The organism is Arthrobacter sp. ISL-85 (genome assembly GCF_018613675.1).
GTDB lineage: Bacteria > Actinomycetota > Actinomycetes > Actinomycetales > Micrococcaceae > Arthrobacter.
On the sequence record NZ_JAGGPQ010000016.1, the window covers coordinates 296,627 to 314,263 of the forward strand.

Sequence of the window (17,637 nt, forward strand, 5' to 3'; positions counted from 1 at the left end):
CAGCGTCCCTACTTCGCGCCGGGTGACAGCGGTCCGGCGAACACTGCAGGCGATACGTGGATGCCCAGGTCCTCGAACCGGTCGATGAACCGGGGGCGGATGCCGGTGGCAACAGGCCTTCCCATGAACCGGCCCTGTGCGTCCACCCCTGCCGAGTAGTCGAAGACGAAGGCGTCCTGGAGGGTGACGATGTCGCCTTCCATGCCCTGCACTTCGGTGACGTGGGTGATGCGGCGGGAGCCGTCGCGCAGCCTGGAGATCTGGACGATCAGGTTCACGGCGGAGGCGATCTGCTCGCGGATGGCGCGAAGCGGAAGGTCCATGCCTGCCATGAGCACCAGGGTTTCCAGGCGGGCCACGGCGTCGCGGGGAGAGTTGGAGTGCACGGTGGAAAGGGAGCCGTCGTGGCCGGTATTCATGGCCTGCAGCATGTCCAGCGATTCACCACCGCGGACCTCGCCCACCACGATTCGGTCGGGCCGCATACGGAGGGAGTTGCGGAGGAGTTCGCGGATGGTGACCTCGCCCTTGCCTTCGGTGTTCGGCGGGCGGCTCTCAAGCCGGACCACGTGCTGCTGCTGGATCTGCAGTTCCACGGCGTCCTCGATGGTGACGATCCGTTCGTCCGAGGGAAGGAAGGAGGACAGCACGTTGAGCAGCGTGGTCTTGCCCGTGCCGGTACCGCCGGAGACGATGATGTTGAGCTTGGCCTTGACGCAGGCGTTGAGAAGTTCGGCCATCTCCGGCGTGAGTGTGCCGAAGTCAATGAGGTTGCGGACCGTCAGGGGGGTCTTGCTGAATTTACGGATGGTCAGCGAGGAGCCGCCCACGGCCAGCGGCGGGATGACCGCGTTGACGCGGGAGCCGTCCTCCAGGCGCGCGTCCACCAGCGGGGAGGACTCGTCGATGCGCCGGCCCACCTTGGAGACGATGCGTTCGATGACTTTGCGCAGGTGTTCCTCAGAGCTGAACCGCGACTCGGTGAGCGTCAGCTTGCCCTTGCGTTCCACATAGATTTGGTCCATGCGGTTGACCATGATTTCGGTGACGGCGGGATCGTCCAGCAGGCGCTGGAGGGGGCCGTAGCCCAGCACATCGTCGGCGACGTCCTGGACCAGACGGGTGCGTTCCTCGGGGGTCAGCGGGACCTGCTCGGCGTCGACGATGCGGGTAAGTTCCTCCTTGGCGGTGCTCCGCAGTTCCTGTTCGGTGACGGCACCGTCGTTGAAGCGCGTCCCCATCCGCTCGAAAAGCGCTGTGGCCGCCCTGTGCTTCATGGCTGCGAAGACGTCCACTTTCGGTGCCGTCGGCACCGAGGGGGCGCCGGCGTCGTGCGTTGAGTGCACGACGGCGGCTTGGACGGGAAGGCGCCTATCCGTGCTTTCCGCCGGGGACGGTGAAGGCGCGGGTGCCGGACGGGGTGCCTCAAGCAGCGCGGTGCCGGATGCCTGGTTGCGGCCCTGGACCGCGTTGATGCGTTCGGAGAGTTTCATCAGATGACGACCCTTCGGTGAAGTTTCCGCTGGGTTTGTGTGCGCCATGCCGGGTTGAAGCGCTCCACGAGCTGGCGGAGGCTTTTGACAGCGGGGTCCTTTTTTGGTTCCTGGAGGACGGGGATGCCGCGGTTGGTCGACAGTGCCACGGCGCGGGACCGCGGGACGCTGACGTCCACCGGCGCGCCGATGGTCGATTCGACGTCCTGGACGTTCAGTCCTGCCTTGGAGTCGGCCATGTTGAGGACCACGTGGCGGGATTCGGGCATGATCTCGAGTTGGCGGAGGACCTCCAGGCCGGAGCGCAGGCCCCGCAGGCTGGGGATGTCCATGGCGCTGACCCAGACAACGTCGGTGCATTGTTCCATGGCGGCGAGACCGATTTCCGGCATACCCGGGGCGGTGTCGATGACCACGTACTGGAACTCCTGGGCCAGCTGTTCCAGGAGGTGGCTGACCTGGTCCGGGGTGATGTGGTCCGCGTCCACGGGGTTGGGTGGGGCGCACAGGGCGTAGATGCCCGCCGGGTGCACGGTGAGGAAGGCCTTGAGGACCAGGGAGTCCTGCGCGGCGGCGGGGGTGACGGCGTCCGTGACCGTGTGTTCCGGGTTGAGGTAGAGGCCGGAGGCGACGTCGCCGAACTGCAGGTCAAGGTCCACGATGACCACGCTCATGGGCGCGATCTGGCCCAGGCCGATGGCGATGTTGGTCGCCAGGGTGGTCTTCCCCACTCCGCCCTTGGGGGAGAACACGCCGATGACCAGGCCCTTGCTGTTTGGTTCAGCTTGTGTTTCCGGGCTCCGGTGGCGGGTGGCGAAGGATTGGCAGGCGCGTTCAAGCAGCACCCTGATTTCCGCGGCGTCAGCCTGCGGGCTGAGGATGTCGCGGATGCCGGCGCGCATGGCGTGCAGCAATGCGGCGGGCTCCACGTCACTGACCAGGACCAGGCTGAGGCCGGGGAGCTGGACGTCGAAGACCTTGGCGAACCTGAGCGCTTCCTCATAAGGGACGTCCGGGCCGATGATCAGGACCTCGGGCTGCTCCTGGTTGAGGAGGGCGAACAGTTCCGCGGGGCCCGCTGGGAGGATGTCACTTGCGATGGTTTGGACGCTGCCGCGCAGGCCGTTGGCGACGGCGGCGCGCAGCTTGTGGTCGAACTCGGCGCTGGGGGAGAGGAGGACGAAGCGGCTCACTTGTACACGTTGTCCTTCCTGGCGATTGCGGGTCCGTTGTCCTGGGCGTCGAGGGGTTCCTTGGTGAGCCAGAGCTCGCCGTTAATAGAGGTGAAGATGATCTTGTTGGCGTCCAAATCGTTGACGCCGACGGTGACGATAATTGCCCCTGTTGGGGTGGTGGAGTCCTGTGTCTTAGTGTCGGAGTTCTTTGGCGTACCCTGAGGCGCCCCTTGCACGTTAGTAACCAGGACCTTGCGGAGCGTCATCTGGGTAGTTGGTGCATCAGGCTTGGCCTTGTCGGTGCCGTCTTTGAAATTGAGGGCAATTCCTACGTGGTCACCAACAGCAATTCTGCCGCCGACCACTCGTTGAGGATCCAGCTGGAAGGAAACCTCCTGGAACCCAGCTGGCACTTTGACGGTGCCATTGTCGGTAGCATCCGCCGGCGTTATAAGGCGTTCGGCCAGAAGCTGCTCGCCGGGAACGAGGTCTATCGCGGACACTGTGCCTGCCTTGCCGTCCAAGCTGCTGAGTGCGCTAGTCGAAACGGCGGATGCTGGGACTTTTTTGGTCACCAAGGAAGCAGCCATTTCGCTGACGGGGGTGCCGGCGGGAACTGCCTTTGACACTACGAGCACATCCTTGGGCTCGATGCTGGCTACTGCCCGCTGGTCTGCTCCGCTGGCGTAGACGATGATGAGGAGAGCTCCCACAAGCGCCAAGGCGACGGCGGCCGTTCCGGCGAGCAGGCGAGACTTCACGTTGGACTCCGTAGTGTTGTTGGCTGGATCAGAGCGACGGACGGACTATTGTGGCCCCGTAAGGACTAACGGGGCCCAGGATGTAGCCATCGGCTAGCGAAACGTACGTCACGAATTGTCCGATGATGCCGCGGCAATCGCCTGTGCATGAGGCTGTAGCAGTGGAGCCCGAAGCCTTCGGCGCGGTGTTGTTGAACGAGTAGGGAGTGGTGTTGTCCTGTCCGCTGAACTTCCAGCCGACAATGTTGAAGGCGGCGAAGGCTGTTAAGTGATAGACGGCGCCAGCGCCAGTGCCGGTGACTCTGTCGAAAACCGGTAGGAGCACGACAGCTTTGCGTCCAGCTGTGATGTCGGCGGCCCAGCCGTTGAGTGTGCCCTCGCAGTTGCTGGGGGCACTGTTGCCCGTTTTGGTGCTTGTCGGGTCGCTGCCGCCTTTGTCGACGCTCAAATCGATACTGGCTCCGCACTTGCCGGAATCCTGGGCCAGCCAGCCGAAGCCTCCCGGAACAGTCCCTCCGGAAGGAAGGGTGCAGCCAGGGTTCGCGGATTTGCTGTCCTTATTCTGAAGTACCTGCAGGCCTTGGTCCACCATGTTCTGGACCTGGCATACGGAGAAAGCCAGCGGAAACGCTGTAGGCCCTTTGTTGGGACTACCCCAGAGAGCGGACGCGCTTGCTCCGACCTTCGCCGTCGGAATTCCCAGCACGTCGGCGAAAAAGAGAGAGACAGAATCGGGGGGTGCGCCCTTTTCCGCTGCCGTTGTAAACACCGTTACCTTGCGACCAAGCGTGTCCAGCGCAACGGAACGTACGTTGCTGCTGCCGTCCAGAGCATTTTGGTTCGCGAGCGTTGCGGCCAAAGTCGGTGTGGTGCATAACGTATCTGTGGCGTTGCGGGCGCACTTCTGGGCCATCCCGATAGCGGCTGCGTCGGCACCATTTTGAAGCTGCGAATGCTCTGAGTACAACACCCCAACGTCGATGGCGATTGCCGCAAACCCAAGCAGAACCACCAGGAGAATCGCAATGATCACCGAAATGGCGCCACGCTCATCCGCGGATTTTCCTGTTGGCGTTATGGTCTTCAGCCGCCGCAAAGCATGACTCCCTTGCCCGTCATGGCGAACGGACCGGCAATTCCGGTAATGCTGGAAAGCGTGTAATTGACGGTAACTGTAACTTGAACGCCCGTGCTGCACACTGTGGGGCTGACGGTAACGGCGGATGCGGGGATGGTGGTGCTTATGGAAGCGGCAGCGGTTTGGACTGCAGTTGCGGCGGCCGTTGGATTGTTGCCAATCGCCATTACACGCACGCCATCGCGCGCTGCATTCGTGAGAGTGAGTTGAGTGTTGTACGCCCTGCCAAACTCGATGACTCCCAGCACCAGCATCAAGAGGAGGGGCAGCAGAATGGCAAATTCGACGGCGGCTGCGCCGCGTTCCGATTCACCTTTCACCCGCTGCACCTCCTCTTGCATCGCTCTTTTACCGAGCACTGTGTTGTTCGATTCCGATACGGGGTTCGGAACCGGATGTGACCTTGGTGTGCTTAGCCGGCAGTTGGCACCTTCGGGGCCAACGTCCCATTGATCGACGTGAAGAAGTCGTTGAGTGTGCCACCCAAGGTGCTGACGGCAACGATGATGGCTACGGCAATGAGGCCAACCATGATGCCGTATTCAACGGCGGTTGCTCCCTTTTCGCCAGCGAGGCGGTTCTTGAGGTTGAAACCGAGGGTCTGAAGGGTTGCGATGAGAGAAAGCATTTTGACTCCTGTGCGAGACGGATTGGCTGGCCCAGCACCAGCACTGATACGAAGCTAGCAACGGAATTAGCCAGCTTGATCGGTTCTTGCAACATCCTGTGCAAACGCTTTACAGCATGCGCTTTTCCTGCGCTTTTGCTTGGTTTTTGCTGCGCTGAAGCTGGGCTTTTGCGGAAACTTCATGCATACAAAAAGGACCCCCTCGGTTCTGGGTGCCGAGGGGGTCCGGTCTATGTGGCACCGATTGGTGCGCTTGTGGTTCTCTCAGGTGTGACTGAAGGCTTCGATGATTTTGATAGCTGCTGGTCCGAGGAGAACGATGAACAGGACAGGGAAGATGAAGAAGATCAGCGGGAACAAGACCTTGACCGGTAGTTTCATGGCTTTTTCTTCGGCGCGCTGGCGGCGCTTAACTCGTGCGTCTTTGGCCTGGGCGCGTAGAACCTTGGCTATACCAATGCCATACTTGTCGGCTTGTACTACAGCCCGAACGAAACCTTTGAGGTCCTGAACTGACGATCTTGCTGCGAGGGCTTCATAGGCCTCCTGCCGGGGTCGCCCTACCTGGATATCCTGCAAGGTCCTCGTGAGTTCCTGGGCCAATGGGCCGCCACCGTAAGAAGCCACTCGGGCCATGGCCGATTCGAAACCCAACCCAGCTTCAACAGAAATAAGCATCTGATCGAGAGTGTTGGGCAATTCACGCTCTATTGCTTCCTGTCTCTTGACTGCCGTGTTGTAGACCAATAAATCCGGGACAAAGTATAGGAAGGCGGTCGCAAATAGCCCGGCCGCAATGTTGGTCGAAGTTGGGCTATTTGAGATGAGTAGTATTCCGACGACTGCACCGGCAAGGGCGAGCAAGGGTTTGGCGACAATCAGTTTCTCAAGAGGCATAGAGGCAGGCCGCCCTGCCAACGAGAGCCAGTGGTCGAGTTTGGATTCGTAGCTGCCCGGCGTAAGTCTTTTTGATATTCCCAGGAGCATTGGAGCCTGCTGTCCCGCGTCGCGGCCTCCAGTGTTGAAGCCGCGAGCAAGGTTTCCTCGGACGGCGAGGGCCCCTTTTCGGTCCAGCGTGGCCCAGGACCACACGAAATAGGTGAGAGGAAGGATAACCGTGGCGATTATCACCCAAACAATTGGAGTCATGTTGGATCCTTAGAACTTGATCTTGACGATGCGGCTCATCCAGAAACCGCCGATGATGAACATCAGCGCGCTGAGGCCCAGCATGAACCAGCCGATTGGTTTCTGGACAAGGACATCCAAGTAGCCCGGGTTGATCATTCCGACGAAGAACGCGACCCCGACTGGCAAGGCCATAAGGATGTACGCGGACATCTTTCCTTCCCCACTTAGTGCTCGTACCTGGCCCTTTATTTCGCTTCGCTCACGTATTGTGCCGGCTACCTGCTCCAGGACTTCCGCAAGGTCTCCCCCGACCTCACGATTGATTTGGATTGCCTGACCAATCCATCGGAAGTCTTCGCTGTCCATACGACTGGCGGAGTCGTCGATGGCTTCCCTGGCATCTTTGCCGATTCTTGTCTCGTTAACGATTCTGGACAGTTCCTCAGATGTGGGTGCTTCGGATTCGTTTGCTGCAGCCTCAATTGTCCGCATTACGCTGTGGCCAACCCGCAACCCGCCGATCAGCATTTGAATGGTGCCTATCAGTTGCGCGTCGAATTTGCTCCGGCGCCTGTCCCTTCGAACTGTTAGTACAAGCCGCGCCACGAATGGGGTCGCAAGCGCTAGCAATATTCCGAATGCGAGGTTACTGAGAAGGCTGGACAGGAGCCCGACAGCTATGGCCATTGCGGCCACGAATGCGCTGAACTCTGCGGGCGTCATCTTGACACCTGCGTTGTAGAGCAAGTCGCGGCTGTAAGGCCCTCCGGACTTACCGATCAAACCGCCCATCGCGTTCGCCGCCGATTCGGAAAATCTTGACAGTGTAGACGGATCTGGCTGTCCGTCAGGCCTGCGGCGTTCGATTGGAATAGCCGCATAGCGTGGCCTGAGGACAACCAGCACCAGGATAAAAAGCGCACCGAAGCATAGGCTAATGGCGCCAATGAATACCAATGGCGAGTCCATCGACCTACCTCCTACCGGTCGCAACTGCCGCCCCGAATACGGACGGGGAAACAGTTATACCAAGTTCAGAGAACCGGTCAAGGAACCGGGGACGGATGCCCGTAGGGATCGGTTTGCCTAGGAATCTGCCGTGCTGGTCAACGCCCGCTGAGTAGTCGAACAGAAACGCGTCCTGGAGGGTAACAATCTCACCTTCCATACCTTGAACCTCAGTGACATGCGTTACTCTGCGGCTGCCATCACGCAGGCGAGTGACCTGGATAATGAGGTCAACTGCCGAAGCAACCTGTTCGCGGATAGCTCTCAGCGGAAGATCCATACCTGCCATGAGCACCAGAGTCTCCAAGCGAGCAATAGCATCTCGTGGAGAGTTTGCATGGACCGTGGAGAGGGACCCGTCGTGGCCAGTGTTCATTGCCTGCAGCATGTCCAGCGACTCGCCGCCACGGACCTCACCTACGATGATTCGGTCAGGGCGCATGCGAAGAGAGTTACGGACAAGATCGCGGATCCCGACAGCACCTTTACCTTCAATATTCGGAGGGCGGCTTTCCAGCCGGACAACGTGCTCCTGCTGCAACTGAAGTTCCACTGCGTCCTCGATGGTGACGATGCGGTCGTCTTCGGGGATGAACGACGAAAGTACGTTTAGGAGCGTCGTTTTGCCTGTACCCGTTCCGCCCGAAACGATGACGTTCAAGCGGGCGCGTACGCATGCGCTTAGTAGTTCGGCCATTTCCGGTGTCAGAGATCCCCACTCGATGAGGTTTCGGACTGTGAGAGGTACGTGGCTGAACTTCCTGATGGTCAAAGAAGGTCCGTTGACAGCCAGGGGAGGGATGATCGCATTGACGCGCGAACCGTCCTCAAGCCGAGCATCCACCAACGGCGAGGATTCATCAATTCGCCGGCCCACCCTCGAAACGATTCGGTCGATCACTCTTCGTAGATGGTCGTCCGAGCTGAATTGTGATCCGGTTAGGCTCAATTGGCCGTTGCGCTCAATGTATATCTGGTCGTACTTGTTGACCATTATTTCCGTCACCGACGGGTCTTCGAGCAGTTTCTGAAGGGGACCGTATCCCATCACTTCGTCTGCGATTTCGCGAATAAGCCTGCGACGTTCTTCGGGCGAAAGAGGCACTTGTTCGTCGTCGATGACTGCCGACAGTTCATCGACGGCTATGGTTCGCAGCTCCTCGTCGGACGAAGATGTGTCGCCGAAACGCGTCCCCAGACGGTCGAATAGTGCCAGGGCAGCTCTTTGTTTTAGTCCGGCAAGAGCATCAACTGGCGGGGACACCACACTGCCGCCAAGTGATGAACCAGGAGAACTAGGGCCACCAACTGCAGGAAAAGGTGTGCTTTCGGGCTCGGCGCCTGTCCTCGAAATTTCAGACAGAGTTCGAACGTTGGGCGTATTGGCAGTTGGTTTGCGGGAATTTCCTTGGGAGCCTGCGAGCCTATCTGAGAGTTTCATGACACAACCACCCTTCGATGCAACTTGGTGCGTGGAGAAGATACCCACTCCGGATCAAACCGATCTACGAGCTTCTTTAGCCCTTTGGCCGCGGAATCCCTTGTTGAGCCCTGAAGGACGGGTATGCCGCGGTTTGTGGAAAATGGAAGGGTCCGCGAGCGAGGGATGACAGTGTCGACAGGGACGCCAACGGTAGCTTCCACGTCCTGGACTGAAAGTCCGCTTTTGCGGTCGGCGAAGTTGAGGATCGTGTGCCTTCCTTGCGGCATGAGCTGCAGTTCTTTGAGCACTCCAAAGCATTTCCGTAAACCACGGACACTTGGAACGTCCATGCCACATACCCAAACCCCGTCGGTTGCCTGCTCCAGAGTTGCGAGTACATGCTCGCCCAGGCCTGGAGCGGTATCCACCACAACATATTTGAATTCGCTGGCCAATTGCTCGAGGAGCCGGCTCACGTGCTCGCCAGTGATGTAATCGGCTTCCGCGGGAGTCCGTGGGGCGCAAAGAGCGTATATTCCGGCCGGATGGACAGTAAGAAACGCCTTGAGGACCATCGAGTCTTGGGATGCAATTCCGTGGACGGCATCTGTGATGGAGTGCTCGGGCTCGAGTAACAAACCTGAGGCAACATCCCCGAACTGCAGGTCCAGATCGACAAGGACGACGCTCATCGGCGCCACTTTGCCCAACCCAACGGCGAGATTAGTGGCGACTGTGGTCTTGCCAACTCCTCCCTTTGGCGACATAACGGCGATAACCCTGCCGCGTTCCTGCCCTGGGTCTGTGGGCAACGACATCCCACGCCGACGACTGGCGGATGCCAGGCACGCACGTTCTAGTAAAACGCGTAAGTCGTTTACCTCGATGTCGGGTTTCAATACATCTCGAATGCCTGCGTGCATTGCACGGAGCACCAACTCTGGTGAAGGCTCTGCAACAAGGAGCAGGCTGATTTCCGGATACTGGAGGTCAAAGACGGTCGCGAGTTTTAGCGCATCCTCTTCGCCGACGCCTGGCCCAAGAATAAGAACTTCAGGCGGTGCTCCTGTTAGCTGCCGGAATACGTCTTCCGGGCCGCCGGACAGAATTGCAGGGCTGAGTGTTTCCAGGTCGCCGTGAAGAGCGGTCGATACGGACTCACGGACCCGGGACTCGAAGTCGCGTACTCCTGTTATGGCAACGAAGCGACTCACCGGTACAGCCCACCAAAGGTCGTCACGGGCGGCTGCGTCTTGGTGCTCTTGTCGGTCTGCTTCGAGAGCCAGAGCGTGCCGTATTCGGCCCCGAAAACCATCTTTGCGGCGTCCGCGTCGCTCCTGGCCACCGTTACAAAGGCAGAACCGTTCGGCATCGCCACTGTGGAATCGCTCGAGGGGTTGGGCGAGTTCTTGCTGTCATTTGGTGCAGCCTGTTGGACGGCCGTAACAAGCACGTCGTGAAAAAGCAGCCCAGTCGATTGCTTCCAGCCTTTGATCTCAGCAGGCACGTTGGCCTCGGCGGGAATATTGTCGTCAGTCTTGAACGAGCTGAAGACGGTCACCACGTCGCCAGCCTCGAGCCGGCCACCGAGGATACGTTCAGGCGCCAACAGAAAGGTAACTTCTTGCATTCCGTCCGGTACCGGCACGGTCCCCGGAACAAGTTCTTTCGGATCCACCAGTTTTGCTGCAAGCAATTGTTCGCCGGGTTGCAGAGCGGATGCGGTAACGCGTCCCGTCTGGCCATCCAGGCTTTCCAGAGCGGCTGCCGGCACGGCAGACTGCGGAAGCTCTTCTACCTTCACCTTGCCGGCCAAGTCTTCAACCTTGGTGCCGGCAGGGACGGCATCCTTAATGACGAGAACTTTTACGGGGTTTAGTCCCTGTGCAGCTCTAGCGTCGGCGCCTTGGACATAGACGACCAACAGGGCAGTTCCAATGATTGCCAGCACCAATGCTGCAATGCCTCCCAGTAGGCGAGATTTCACTGTGGTACTCCTTTGAATGGGTTTGCGTCGATTTAGCCGGGTGCGGCGGGTTCTAGTTCTTGAGGAACACCTCTGAACCGCCGTAGTTCTTGACCCCGCTACTCGTAGACAGCCCTTCAGCAAGGGACGCAAAGCGGGTGAAATAGCCCTGTATGCCGCGACAGTTGCCGGTGCACGAAGGTGCAGCCGGATCCAGGTCCGTGACGTTGCCGCTGAACGCATAGCCTGTTACGTGAAAGGCTAGAAAGCCGACGATCGTGTACTTTGTGTTGTTGCCGTTGTTGAGTGATACGGCCGACGAAAAGACTGGAACCAAAACAGTCGTGCCCTTGATAGTCGACGGCAGAGACGAGCAGACGCTTGGCACGGAAATTCCTGGCTTGGCGCCGACCACGGATGTTGCCGCATTTACGGTCGCTGAGCAGTTGGTGCCGGCGTCGAGCCAGCCGAAACCTCCTGGTGCATAGCCGTTCTGGGCCGCGCAACCAGGGTAGGTGGGAGCATTAGTGTCATAACGGAGAAGAATGTGCGTGGGCGTTGGACTGCCGGTAAACGTACCCGTGGAATTGAAATCGCTCAGCTGAGATGCGCTTAGGTAACTTTTGAACACGCAGTCACTGATCGTCCAGGGGAGGGACGTGGCCCCTGATACGGCGCCCCAGGAAGCTTCCGCCGTAGCACCAATCTCTGTGCTGTTAATGCCCATCACGCGTGCGAAGAACAGCGGAAAACCGTCAGTCGTGGAACCAGCCGCGCGAGCTTTGGTGACGATGCGCACGGTGGTTGAGTTTGGAAACGTCACCGTGGCCCCGCTTGTACCGTCGTTAGCGTTGCTGTTCGCGAAAAGGTTTCCGGTATCTGTCGTGTTGCCGCACGGACCATTTGCGCATTGGTTGGCGATTGCCAGGGCGGCTGAATCTGCGCCGTTTTGAAGCTGCGCTTTCTCGGCATACATTGCACCCACGTCAACCGCGAGTGCGGCGAAACCCAAGAGAACCACCAACACGATCGCGACAAGAACACTCGCTGCCCCATGCTCGGACATGTCATCAGAGCTTTGGTCCTGCCTTCTTCTGAGGCTTTTCAACCCCCGCATCTCATCACTCCTACTCCGGTGAGGGTCATTGGGAAGATCCCAGGTGACCCGAAAAAGCCGGCATCCAGGAATCCGGAAAGCGATGTCAGTGAGACCCTCGTGGTAACGGTGACGTTTTTGCCAGCACCGCAACTGCTCGCATTGTTCGTGACACTTACTGGAAGGCCGGAGAGCGAAGGAGCGGCCGCCAAGGTGGTGCCAGTCACATTCAGGCCAGCGTCCTTGTAGTGGATCGCGGCATAACGTGCGCCCTCACGTGCAGCTTGAGTCATTGAAACCTGAACATTGAAAACACGGCCAAACTCGATAGTTCCCATGACTATTAGGAGTAGTAGCGGCAGTATCATTGCCATCTCCACGGCTACCGCGCCGCGCTCTTTCCGTTTCGGTTTCACAACGCGCTCCCGGCCCTACATCGCAAAATAAACCTATAGTTTTCTTCTAAGAGAAAATTGGCTGGCTTTGGGTGCTCTTTGAGTACCCAAAGCCAGCCGACGGCGCCTACGGGGCGGGCGTACCACCGAGCGAGGTGGTGACTCCGTTGAACAAGCCCTGAATCGTGGTGCCAAGGGGACCTACGGCAGCAAGAACGACGACAGCGATAAGAGCGACCATGATGCCGTACTCCACCATCGTGGCGCCCTTTTCGGGTGCGAGACGATCCTTGATGCCGGCGATGAAAGCAGTCATTGAGACCATGAGAGAAGTCATTGTAATTTCCTTAATTCGGTGAAATGGGTTTGTTTGATTTCAACGAATTTCCAGCTGCCCCCATAAATCCTTAGCGGCTGGACTTCGCTAAGAAGAGATTGTCATTTGGGGGTACCGGGCAACAATGCGTAGTGGTACTCGACTTTTTTGGGGACTACAGAAAGTACGTACTCGAAAGACTGCGGCAGTACTCGGAGAGAGAAGCGAGTACCAGGCTTTACTACTTGGTTATGAGGCGCATTTGAGCCCGAAGAGGAACCGGCAGTGCCACCGAAAGCAGCTACAAAATGAAGAAGCCTGCGGCGACGACCGCGCCAAGCATCGAAGGCCCGTGGGCTACTTCTGAAGCTTTATCCCGCCCTTTTCGGCTAAGGATCAGCACCGTGACTACCCCGTTCAGGACGAACCCGAGGAGTCCCCCATAGAGCAGCTGGCTCCAACCTAGGTACCCCAGGTAAAGGCCTACGGGTGCTGCGAGCTTCACGTCGCCCATCCCGATGCTTCCGGGGGAAATCAATGCCAAAATTAGGTAGCCAACAAACAAAATGACGGCACCGAGCAGCGCACGGAGCGTATCATCAGCCTGCTTACTGAATAGCCCTGGCATCAAAAACAAGAAAAACCCACCCAGGAGCAGTATTAATACCAGGGAATTTGGAAGGAGATGCAACGAGATATCAATTCTGGCGAGCTGCACGCCGAGTACTGCCAGGAATAGGAATGCCGGCAGTCCCAAAGTAGCTCCGAACCGAAGCGCAAAGGCCGCGCAGGCGACGCCGGTGAGCGTCGCGGTCGTTATCCGGACGGGAAGGGTGCACCGCCCACCTAGTCTGGTCAACCGCTTGACGATGAGGAGCTCCGCGATGGGGGAGAGTGTCAAACCCAAGAGACCCGCGCCAATGACAAGAAGCCACCCTGCAGAACCCTCATTACCCACAGCAACCACCGCGACCCCCTGCGTCCGTAAGGCCGGCAGGCGCTGAGACCGCCTCCGGCTACCTCATTTTGACCCCGAACCACCTGACGCGCTAATCTTGGTAGTCGTTGTGCGTGTCCTATTCCGATGGTGCGTGCCCGATTGAGAATCCGGTTGCAGGATAACTACTCAACGTGCACATTCGGAACTTCAGGATGACTGGTTACATGGAGCCCTCACCTCTGTTCCGGTAGCGCGCAGACAGTAGGTGCGCGAGCTAGCGACACCTAAACAAGAACGCCAGAACAAGAACGAGGCAAACACCGTGCGTACGTACACCCCGAAGCCCGGCGATATCAACCGCCAGTGGCACGTCATTGACGCCACCGACGTTGTCCTTGGTCGTCTTGCAAGCCAGACCGCAATCCTGCTGCGCGGCAAGCACAAGGCCACTTTCGCATCCCACATGGACATGGGCGACTTTGTCATCATCATCAACGCTGAAAAGGTAGCCCTGACCGGCGCCAAGCTGGAGCAGAAGCGCGCATACCGCCACTCCGGCTACCCGGGCGGCCTGACCTCCGTCAACTACGCGGAACTGCTGGAATCCAACCCGGTCCGCGCCGTTGAGAAGGCTATCAAGGGCATGCTCCCCAAGAACTCCCTTGCTGCTCAGCAGCTCGGCAAGCTGAAGGTGTACCGCGGTGCTGAGCACCCCCACGCCGCCCAGCAGCCCAAGACTTTCGAAATCACCCAGGTCGCCCAGTAGTCCTGGCCACCAAACAACTTATCTATACAAGGAGAATCGTGGCTCAGAACGAAGAGACCACCGAGGTCGTCGAGGCCGAGGAAAACCTGACCAGCTACACCTCTGAGAGCTCCGCAGCAGATGCTGCAGCTCCCAAGAAGGAGCGCCCGGCACTGACCGTTGCCGGCGCGGCTGTTGGCCGCCGCAAGGAAGCCGTTGCACGCGTCCGCGTTGTGCCCGGCTCCGGCAAGTGGACAATTAACGGCCGCGCGCTGGACAACTACTTCCCGAATAAGCTGCACCAGCAGGACGTCAACGAGCCCTTCAAGATCCTTGATCTCGAAGGCGCCTACGACGTTATCGCCCGCATCCATGGCGGCGGCATCTCCGGCCAGGCCGGTGCCCTGCGCCTCGGCATCGCCCGTTCCCTGAACGAGATCGACGTCGAGAACAACCGCGCTACCTTAAAGAAGGCCGGATACCTGTCCCGCGACGCCCGCGTCATCGAGCGTAAGAAGGCCGGTCTCAAGAAGGCCCGTAAGGCTCAGCAGTACTCCAAGCGCTAAATCCGCTTAAGTAGAAGCCCGTCCCCCCGTTTGGTGGGGCGGGCTTCTGCCGTTAAGGCGAACCGCCGCTCACTTCTGTATACCCTCGTGTTCTCGCTGGACGCCCATAGAGGCGCATGGAACAGGCCGTTGGCCAGCCGTTTAAAGCCGCGGCGACCACATCCTCTACACTTGACCGGTGTCTAGATTATTTGGAACTGATGGTGTCCGGGGGCTGGCCAACGGCCTGCTGACAGCAGAACTGGCCCTGCAGCTGGCCCAGGCGGCCGCCGTCGTGCTTGGCCACGACCGCAACTCCAACGGCTCCCGGCCCCGCGCCGTGCTGGCCCGCGACCCGCGTGCGAGCGGCGAATTCATCGCCGCTGCCGTTGAAGCCGGCCTCTCCAGCTCAGGCATCGACGTGTATGACGCAGGCGTTCTGCCCACCCCCGCCGCCGCCTACCTTGTGGCAGACCTGGACGCCGATTTCGGCGTCATGATCTCCGCCTCCCACAACCCGGCGCCGGACAACGGCATCAAGTTCTTTGCCCGCGGCGGCCAGAAGCTGCCCGACGAGGTGGAGGATGCCATCGAGGCCCAGATGAGCAAGGAGGCCGTCCGCCCCACCGGCCCCGACGTCGGGCGCATCCAGCGTTTCTCCGACGCAGAGGACCGCTACATCGTCCACCTGCTCCGCACCCTCCCACACCGACTGGACGGCCTCACTGTGGTGCTGGACTGCGCCAACGGTGCCGCCAGCGGCTGCTCGCCCCAGCTCTTCAAGGACGCGGGCGCCGACGTCATAGTCATCGGCGCCGATCCCGACGGCCTGAACATCAACGACGGCGTGGGCTCCACCCACCTTGGCCCGCTCAAGGAGGCCGTGATCAAGTACGGTGCGAACCTCGGCATCGCCCATGACGGCGACGCCGACCGCTGCCTGGCCGTTGACCACGAGGGCAACGAGGTGGACGGCGACCAGATCATGGCCATCCTCGCCGTAGCGCTGAAGAAGTCCGGCAAGCTCAAGGACGACGTCCTTGTGGCCACCGTCATGAGCAACCTGGGCCTCAAGATCGCCCTCCGCGAAACAGGCATCACCATCCTGGAAACCGCCGTAGGGGACCGGTACGTCCTGGAAGCCATGCGCGACGGCGGCTACAACCTTGGTGGCGAACAGTCCGGCCACGTCATCTTTTCGGACCATGCAACCACGGGCGACGGCCTCCTCACCGGACTGCAGCTCGCCGCGCAGGTGGCCCTGACCGGAAAGCCGCTCAAGGACCTCGCCACGGTGATGACCAAGCTCCCGCAGGTGCTCATTAATGTCAAGGGCGTTGACCGGAGCCGTGTGGGCAGCAGCGACGTCCTGGCCCAGGCCGTGGCAGCTGCGGAAGCCGCACTGGGTGACACCGGCCGCGTCCTGCTCCGCCCCTCGGGCACCGAGCCCGTAGTCCGTGTGATGGTGGAGGCGGCTGACGAAGAAACCGCACAGTCCATCGCTGAACACCTCGCGCAGGTGGTCCGCACGGAACTTGCCCTCGAACTGGCCTCAAACTAGGCGCAGCAAGAAAAGTGGCCCGCCTCCCAAGGGAGACGGGCCACTTTGGATTGGTAGATGTACATCACGTAATCCCTTAGGAATCGCGGATTTCGGTCAGCTCCCACCCCGCAGGCGGTGCCTGCAACACAAGCAGCATAGTCAGAACAGGCCGGGCACAAATCGCTTAGTTCGTAGCTTGTATGCGGCATATTCGGGCAAGTTCTCCTCCAGTAGCAGCTCCTCCTGCATGGCCCGGTAGGCCTGAAGAAGGGCGAGCACCACAAGAATTGCCGTCTTCAACAATGTGGGACTGAAGCACACTGCGCCGGTCAGAGTCACCATCTCTCCCACGTAGAGAGGATTGCGGATCAGCCGATAGGGGCCGTGCTGCACGAGCGTTCTTACCTGGGGCTCTACGCCGAAACTCTTACCGAGCGTCATCAGGGACCAGACAGTGAAGACCATTCCCAGGGCCATGAGCCCCACCGCAAACAAAGCAAATCCTTCAGATACTTCCGACCCACCGGCAAACGCGAACAGGAAGGGCAGAAAGGTCCCGACGTAGGCAGCGGCCGTCGGAGCAATCCTTCCACTCCGGGCACTTGCAGGCTTCCTGGTGAGAAGGAAGAAGACAGTCAGGATATAAAAAACGGTCAGCAACACTTGGTAGGTGAGGCGCAGTGCGGTGGCAGGCACAGAAGCCGAATCGCCATTCACACCCGAGAATAGTGCGGAGACCGCCCACAATAACAAGAGCGCCATGACCGGGACCAGAATCACCCGTTCAATGTCAATTGACCTTAACTGCTGGCGAAATTTCATCGAAAAAGCCTTCCAGAGAGTTGCAGACCCAACATCTGCAGTCACAGTTCCGCGGCCTCCCCGTTGAGGTGGCAGTTGCAATGAGCCTAATAGGACTCGGGGAATTATTGGGTGTAACTTGCCATAAATTGCCAGCGGTTCTGACCAAGCTCCCGCAGATATTCAGAACATCAAGGGCGTTTGACCGCAGACGAAGAGACCGCCCAGTCCATCGCCGAACACCTGGCCCACGTTGTCCGGACCGAACTAGCGCTCGAACTGGCCTCAAACTAGAAGCAAGAAAAGCGGCCCGCCTCCTCAAAGGAGACGGGCGGGACTGCCCCGGCTTTTGTTGACTCGGGGTCTTAGGCCGCTGTGAGCGCGATCCGGTTGATTGTTTCATATTCGATGGGCGTGAGTTTTCCCAGCCGTCTTTGCCGTCGCCGGCGGTGGTAGGTCCTCTCGATCCAGGTTGTGATGGCCAGCCGGAGGTCCTGTCTGCTGAGCCACGGCTGACGGTCCAGGACGTTTTT

At 59.6% G+C, this 17,637-nt stretch carries 20 protein-coding genes; 3 read left to right on the forward strand and 17 right to left on the reverse strand.

The genetic code is table 11. The annotated features are described in order from the left end of the window. Window positions 1–8: 8 nt before the first annotated feature. The 15 genes from J7I84_RS13075 to J7I84_RS13145 form a co-directional block, all read right to left on the reverse strand. Entirely contained in the window at window positions 9–1,493 is a 1,485-nt protein-coding gene (locus J7I84_RS13075; RefSeq protein WP_214944975.1) for a CpaF family protein, read from the reverse strand. Next, complete coding sequence (locus tag J7I84_RS13080) at window positions 1,493–2,686, reverse strand: AAA family ATPase (RefSeq protein ID WP_214944976.1); 1,194 nt, start codon at window positions 2,684–2,686, stop codon at window positions 1,493–1,495. Before J7I84_RS13080 ends, J7I84_RS13075 begins: the two co-directional genes overlap by 1 nt. Beyond that, window positions 2,683–3,429, reverse strand: coding sequence for an RcpC/CpaB family pilus assembly protein (locus J7I84_RS13085; RefSeq protein WP_214944977.1), 747 nt, complete (start codon window positions 3,427–3,429; stop codon window positions 2,683–2,685). The genes J7I84_RS13080 and J7I84_RS13085 overlap by 4 nt, the downstream gene beginning before the upstream one ends. A gap of 28 nt (window positions 3,430–3,457) precedes the next feature. Then, window positions 3,458–4,525: a Tad domain-containing protein gene (locus J7I84_RS13090; RefSeq protein ID WP_214944978.1), complete on the reverse strand. Its 1,068-nt coding sequence runs from the start codon at window positions 4,523–4,525 to the stop codon at window positions 3,458–3,460. After that, on the reverse strand, window positions 4,513–4,908 hold the full coding sequence (locus J7I84_RS13095) for a TadE/TadG family type IV pilus assembly protein (RefSeq protein ID WP_251046553.1): 396 nt from the start codon (window positions 4,906–4,908) through the stop codon (window positions 4,513–4,515). Before J7I84_RS13095 ends, J7I84_RS13090 begins: the two co-directional genes overlap by 13 nt. A 71-nt stretch (window positions 4,909–4,979) precedes the next feature. Further along, window positions 4,980–5,195 (reverse strand): Flp family type IVb pilin, encoded by a 216-nt coding sequence (locus J7I84_RS13100; protein ID WP_214944979.1) that lies wholly within the window; start codon window positions 5,193–5,195, stop codon window positions 4,980–4,982. 264 nt (window positions 5,196–5,459) lie between these two features. Next, on the reverse strand, window positions 5,460–6,344 hold the full coding sequence (locus J7I84_RS13105; RefSeq protein ID WP_214944980.1) for a type II secretion system F family protein: 885 nt from the start codon (window positions 6,342–6,344) through the stop codon (window positions 5,460–5,462). A 9-nt stretch (window positions 6,345–6,353) separates the two neighbouring features. After that, window positions 6,354–7,295 carry a type II secretion system F family protein gene (locus tag J7I84_RS13110; protein ID WP_214944981.1) on the reverse strand — a complete coding sequence of 314 codons (942 nt, stop codon included), beginning with the start codon at window positions 7,293–7,295 and terminating at the stop codon, window positions 6,354–6,356. A gap of 4 nt (window positions 7,296–7,299) precedes the next feature. Next, window positions 7,300–8,775, reverse strand: coding sequence for a CpaF family protein (locus tag J7I84_RS13115; RefSeq protein ID WP_214944982.1), 1,476 nt, complete (start codon window positions 8,773–8,775; stop codon window positions 7,300–7,302). After that, on the reverse strand, window positions 8,772–9,971 hold the full coding sequence (locus J7I84_RS13120) for an AAA family ATPase (protein WP_214944983.1): 1,200 nt from the start codon (window positions 9,969–9,971) through the stop codon (window positions 8,772–8,774). The genes J7I84_RS13115 and J7I84_RS13120 overlap by 4 nt, the downstream gene beginning before the upstream one ends. Next, the gene (locus tag J7I84_RS13125; protein ID WP_214944984.1) at window positions 9,968–10,744 is read right to left on the reverse strand and encodes an RcpC/CpaB family pilus assembly protein; all 777 of its coding nucleotides are present in this window, start codon (window positions 10,742–10,744) and stop codon (window positions 9,968–9,970) included. Before J7I84_RS13125 ends, J7I84_RS13120 begins: the two co-directional genes overlap by 4 nt. A 52-nt stretch (window positions 10,745–10,796) precedes the next feature. Next, on the reverse strand, window positions 10,797–11,840 hold the full coding sequence (locus tag J7I84_RS13130) for a pilus assembly protein TadG-related protein (RefSeq protein ID WP_214944985.1): 1,044 nt from the start codon (window positions 11,838–11,840) through the stop codon (window positions 10,797–10,799). Continuing rightward, entirely contained in the window at window positions 11,828–12,235 is a 408-nt protein-coding gene (locus J7I84_RS13135; protein ID WP_214944986.1) for a TadE/TadG family type IV pilus assembly protein, read from the reverse strand. Before J7I84_RS13135 ends, J7I84_RS13130 begins: the two co-directional genes overlap by 13 nt. A gap of 106 nt (window positions 12,236–12,341) precedes the next feature. Continuing rightward, window positions 12,342–12,551, reverse strand: a complete 210-nt coding sequence (locus J7I84_RS13140; protein WP_251046554.1) for a Flp family type IVb pilin — start codon at window positions 12,549–12,551, stop codon at window positions 12,342–12,344. Window positions 12,552–12,831: 280 nt separating this feature from the next. Then, window positions 12,832–13,497: a prepilin peptidase gene (locus J7I84_RS13145; protein ID WP_214944987.1), complete on the reverse strand. Its 666-nt coding sequence runs from the start codon at window positions 13,495–13,497 to the stop codon at window positions 12,832–12,834. Between the two features lie 295 nt (window positions 13,498–13,792). Between J7I84_RS13145 and rplM the strand changes: the two genes are divergently transcribed. The 3 genes from rplM to glmM all read left to right on the forward strand — a co-directional run bounded on the left by rplM (window position 13,793) and on the right by glmM (window position 16,321). Then, the gene (gene rplM, locus J7I84_RS13150) at window positions 13,793–14,236 is read left to right on the forward strand and encodes a 50S ribosomal protein L13 (protein WP_015937805.1); all 444 of its coding nucleotides are present in this window, start codon (window positions 13,793–13,795) and stop codon (window positions 14,234–14,236) included. Window positions 14,237–14,274: 38 nt separating this feature from the next. After that, on the forward strand, window positions 14,275–14,781 hold the full coding sequence (rpsI, locus tag J7I84_RS13155) for a 30S ribosomal protein S9 (RefSeq protein ID WP_142117185.1): 507 nt from the start codon (window positions 14,275–14,277) through the stop codon (window positions 14,779–14,781). A gap of 178 nt (window positions 14,782–14,959) precedes the next feature. Beyond that, window positions 14,960–16,321: a phosphoglucosamine mutase gene (gene glmM / locus J7I84_RS13160; protein WP_214944988.1), complete on the forward strand. Its 1,362-nt coding sequence runs from the start codon at window positions 14,960–14,962 to the stop codon at window positions 16,319–16,321. A 141-nt stretch (window positions 16,322–16,462) separates the two neighbouring features. On the opposite strand, the gene J7I84_RS13165 is transcribed toward glmM, so the two are convergent. Next, a complete protein-coding gene (locus tag J7I84_RS13165; RefSeq protein ID WP_214944989.1) occupies window positions 16,463–17,125 on the reverse strand; it encodes an isoprenylcysteine carboxylmethyltransferase family protein in 663 nt (220 codons plus the stop codon). 344 nt (window positions 17,126–17,469) lie between these two features. Further along, the coding region (locus tag J7I84_RS13170) for an IS3 family transposase (RefSeq protein WP_396020066.1) at window positions 17,470–17,637 on the reverse strand (168 nt) is incomplete at its 5' end.

Coding starts and splice junctions, on each gene's coding strand:
- J7I84_RS13165 (WP_214944989.1), bottom strand. CDS start 17,125: ATGAAATTTCGCCAGCAGTTAAGGTCAATTGACATTGAACGGGTGATT.
- J7I84_RS13140 (WP_251046554.1), bottom strand. CDS start 12,551: ATGACTTCTCTCATGGTCTCAATGACTGCTTTCATCGCCGGCATCAAG.
- J7I84_RS13095 (WP_251046553.1), bottom strand. CDS start 4,908: ATGCAAGAGGAGGTGCAGCGGGTGAAAGGTGAATCGGAACGCGGCGCA.
- J7I84_RS13110 (WP_214944981.1), bottom strand. CDS start 7,295: ATGGACTCGCCATTGGTATTCATTGGCGCCATTAGCCTATGCTTCGGT.
- J7I84_RS13115 (WP_214944982.1), bottom strand. CDS start 8,775: ATGAAACTCTCAGATAGGCTCGCAGGCTCCCAAGGAAATTCCCGCAAA.
- J7I84_RS13075 (WP_214944975.1), bottom strand. CDS start 1,493: ATGAAACTCTCCGAACGCATCAACGCGGTCCAGGGCCGCAACCAGGCA.
- J7I84_RS13130 (WP_214944985.1), bottom strand. CDS start 11,840: ATGCGGGGGTTGAAAAGCCTCAGAAGAAGGCAGGACCAAAGCTCTGAT.
- J7I84_RS13100 (WP_214944979.1), bottom strand. CDS start 5,195: ATGCTTTCTCTCATCGCAACCCTTCAGACCCTCGGTTTCAACCTCAAG.
- J7I84_RS13105 (WP_214944980.1), bottom strand. CDS start 6,344: ATGACTCCAATTGTTTGGGTGATAATCGCCACGGTTATCCTTCCTCTC.